The sequence below is a fragment of the Romboutsia sp. genome, assembly GCF_051659545.1.
GTDB lineage: Bacteria > Bacillota > Clostridia > Peptostreptococcales > Peptostreptococcaceae > JBOFOR01.
Window position 1 is genome coordinate 1 of sequence record NZ_JBOFOR010000292.1, and the last position, 4,147, is coordinate 4,147.

Genomic DNA, 4,147 nt, shown 5'->3' on the forward strand with positions numbered 1-4,147 from the left:
ATAATATATGATTCCATACATATGTTATGTCTTTTTTTATAATTGTTATTACTATTATATATATCCTTTTAGTTATTATGGTATAATATCCCATGGTGTAGAATATTATATATTTAAATTATAATTTTGACATAGGGGGAAATTTATTGTGACAAAAATACTAAAAGGAAATATTATTTTTACTAAATCACCTACTGAATTTACTATTGTGAATAATGGGTTTATTGTAATAAATAGCAACAAAGTAGTAGATGTTTTTGAAGAATTACCTGCTGAATATAAAGATTTCAATATTATTAATTATGGAGATAAATTAATAATTCCTGGAATGAATGACCTTCATTGCCATGCTCCTCAATTTAGGAATTTAGGAATGTCAATGGATAAAGAGCTTTTACCTTGGTTAAATGGTACTACTTTTCCAGAGGAATCTAAATACGAAGATTTAGACTATGCTACTAAAATGTATAAAAAGTTTGTGAAGGATATTTGGAAAAACGGTACCACTAGAATAGTTGTATTTGCTACAATACATAAGGAAGCCTCTATAAAACTACTAGATTTATTCTCCGAATCAGGTTTAGGTGCTTATGTAGGTAAGGTAAACATGGATAGAAATTGCTGTGATGAACTAATAGAAGATACTAAAAAATCATTATTAGATACAGAAGATATCTTAATAAAGTATAAAGATACTTCTATTGTAAAACCAATAGTAACGCCCAGATTCATACCTTGTTGTAGTAATGAGCTTTTAAAAGGGCTTGGTGAGCTTTGTTTAAAGTACAATATAAAAAATCAATCTCATATGTCTGAAAATTTAAGTGAGATAGATTGGGTTAAAGAACTTCATCCTGACACTAATTTTTACGGTGAAGCATACAATAAATATAATCTATTTGGCCAAACACCTACATTAATGGCTCACTGTGTTTATTCATCATTAGAGGAAGTAGAATTAATGAGAAAAAATAATGTCATGGCTGTTCATTGTCCAGACTCTAACTTGAATTTAGCTAGCGGAACAATGCCTATTAGAAAGTTTTTAGATTCTAATGTTAAGGTTGGCCTAGGTTCAGATATTAGTGGTGGACATAGTCTATCTATATTCAAGTCTATAATATCTTCAATTCAACTTTCTAAATTATACTGGGTAAATTCTAATAAGAAGTATAATTTCTTATCTTTATCTGAAGCCTTTTATATAGCTACTAAAAGTGGGGGGAGCTTCTTTGGGAAGGTCGGTAGTTTTGAAAAAGATTATGATTTTGATGCATTAATTATAGATGATGAAGACTTAAATCATGATAACTATTCTTTATTAGAGAGATTAGAAAGATTTATATATCTTGGAGACGATAGAAACATTATACATAGATATGTTTCTGGTGTTTTAATCAAAGAGCCTAATTTTAAATAATTATAAAAATAATACAAAAGAAATATTGGTTGTTTTATCCAATATTTCTTTTGTATTATTTTTTTATATTGATTTATACTCTTTTATATATTTTTTTAAGAAAAGTATAATTATTTTTTTATCATACTCTTTAATAAAATACTTTTTAAAATCTTGTTATTCACCTAGTTTAAGTATTATATGAATTAAGTTTTTAACATGTTTTTTTATTACTTTTTAATGTTTTAATAACTTTCTTGTCGAATTTTGTTTACAAATCTTAAATTTAGTTTTATAATTATAAGTAATCTAACCAAGCCGCCAAGGCGTAACTTGGGAAAACACTCTCCAGGAAAACAAGAGAGAATATATATATTTTAAAACATAATATTTATTTTTAAGGAGGATTTTTAAAATGGTTGAAATTTTAACAAGTAGTGCTTTATTATTAGGAGTATTGGCATTATTCAGTTTATTCAGTTACAAAGCGCCTCATGGTATGAAGGCTATGGGTGCATTAGCAAGTGCAGCTTGCGCAAGTTTCTTAGTTGAAGCATTCCACTTTTCATTATTCGGACAACAAATGGGAATAGGCTTCTTAGAACAAGTTGGTGCTGCTAACGGTTCTATGGGAGGAGTTGCTGCTGGTATATTAGTACCATTAGCACTAGGTGTTTCTCCAGCTTACGCTGTATTAGTAGGTTTATCAGTTTCAGGATTAGGTATACTTCCAGGATTTGTTGCAGGATACTTAATATCTTTCGTAGTTAAGTTCTTAGAAGAAAAAACGCCTGCTGGACTTGATTTAATAGTTATAATATTAATAGCAGCTCCACTTGCAAGAGGAATAGCTATGTTTATGGATCCAATAGTTAACTCAACATTGATGCAAATAGGGCAAGCTTTATTAGCTGCTTCTGATACATCTCCAATATTCATGGGTATAATACTTGGAGGATTAATAACTGTTGTTGCTACTGCTCCATTATCTTCAATGGCTTTAACATCTATAATAGGATTAACTGGTCTTCCAATGGCTATAGGTGCATTAGCAGTATTCGGTTCTTCTTTCATGAACTATATATTCTTCTCTAAAATGAAGTTTGGTTCAAAGAAAGATACAATAGCTGTTGCTATAGAGCCTTTAACACAATCAGATATAATATCTGCAAACCCAATACCAGTATTTGCTACTAACTTTATAGGTGGAGCATTATCTGGTGTAGTAGTTGCTTTAGTAAGTACTTATATTGCACCTCTTGCTATAGATACTCCTGGTATGGCAACTGCAATAGCTGGTTTTGCACTTGCAGTTGGACAAAATGGAGTTCCTGCTTTAATAGCTGCAGCTGGATGTGCAGCCGTTAGTATAGCTGCTGCATTTATAGGATATGCATTATTTAAAAATACTAAAATAAAAACTGCTGATGAAATAAGAGGAAACTCTTCTGAAGTTGAAGCTAATGTTGCTTAATATATAATCAAAAGACGTACCTGATGTGTACGTCTTTTTTACGTAAAAAAAAACCTAACTCTTAAGTTAGGTCGTAAGGTATATCTCAAAAGGGTATTTTATATTTATATAATATCTTTTAAATATTAAATTTAGTTTAAATATAAGTTAAGTAATTGTAAAATGAAAATGCGAACCCTTTATCTTTTTAGATTAAAGGTTCGCATTTTTTGTTATTGGTGCGGATGAAGGGAGTCGAACCCCCACGCCGTAGGCGCCAGATCCTAAGTCTGGTGCGTCTGCCAATTCCGCCACATCCGCATATCTTATTACTCTTTAAGTATAGTCTTTTTTTTATAAATTAGCAACCATTAATTCGTATATTTTTATACTAATTACTTATACATTAAAATACTCAGATAAAAAATCTGAGTATTTTAATGTATAGTTTGTTTTAATACAATTTCGCCTCTAATTCACTTGATATTGCTAAGTTATATATATATGCATTATTGACTTCAACTATAAACTTATCTTCTAGCTCTTTTGATAAATTCATATTATTTATTTTTGAAGCATAATTCATTACATAGGTTCTAATGTCATCTATACCTTCACAGTTATAATAATTTAATGCATCTGTAGAAATCTCATATTTTTCACTAAGAAGCTTTGCAAATGTTCTTCCTCCAAATAAGTCTGCTAAAAATCTAGTATATGCATATGCTACTATTAATTCAGGTTCGTATTTATTTATTTCCTTAATTTTATCTACAAAAGCTAATGTTGATGGTAATAATTCCATTGATTCTAATTTATCTCCAACTAAAAACTTTAAGTCTTTTTGAATTAATTCATATCTAAATAATTCTTTAGTTACAAAGTTTCTAACAGTTTCATTAGAACTATTATTCTCAATTGTATCTTCTATCGCTTTATACATTGCAGAAAGGTTAAATAAATATTCTGCATAACTTTCATTACTTGCATTTATATCTGATAGCCTTTTTATAAAACCACTACTTTCTGTAGCTTTATGTAAAGCTGATGTATTTTTTCTTATTTTAGTAATTAAATCCATTACCTTCACCCCTTATAGACTTTTTATTGTCTTTTATTTACTATATATATACCTCGTTTTTTTTTAGCTAAACAACATTTTTTATTTTTTAACATTAAGAAAAGATTTATATTTACTACTACGCCATATTTTATAAAAAATATATGCTTTATCTAATTACTTTTCTTGTCAAAGTTCCTATTCCTATCCCCATCATTACTATGCCTATTAACAT

3 protein-coding genes and 1 tRNA gene are annotated in these 4,147 nt (G+C 28.8%); 2 read left to right on the forward strand and 2 right to left on the reverse strand.

All coding sequences use genetic code 11. From position 1 onward, the window contains the following. Positions 1–148 precede the first annotated feature (148 nt). A complete protein-coding gene (locus ACRC03_RS17530) occupies positions 149–1,420 on the forward strand; it encodes an amidohydrolase family protein (protein ID WP_438653894.1) in 1,272 nt (423 codons plus the stop codon). A gap of 394 nt (positions 1,421–1,814) precedes the next feature. Further along, positions 1,815–2,873 (forward strand): PTS sugar transporter subunit IIC, encoded by a 1,059-nt coding sequence (locus ACRC03_RS17535; RefSeq protein WP_438653895.1) that lies wholly within the window; start codon positions 1,815–1,817, stop codon positions 2,871–2,873. Positions 2,874–3,089: 216 nt separating this feature from the next. Here the strand turns inward: ACRC03_RS17535 and ACRC03_RS17540 are convergent. Together ACRC03_RS17540 and ACRC03_RS17545 are read right to left on the reverse strand one after the other, a co-directional pair. After that, a tRNA-Leu gene (locus ACRC03_RS17540) sits at positions 3,090–3,173 on the reverse strand. Positions 3,174–3,306: 133 nt separating this feature from the next. Continuing rightward, positions 3,307–3,933, reverse strand: a complete 627-nt coding sequence (locus tag ACRC03_RS17545; protein ID WP_438653896.1) for a heme oxygenase (biliverdin-producing) — start codon at positions 3,931–3,933, stop codon at positions 3,307–3,309. Positions 3,934–4,147: the final 214 nt, after the last annotated feature.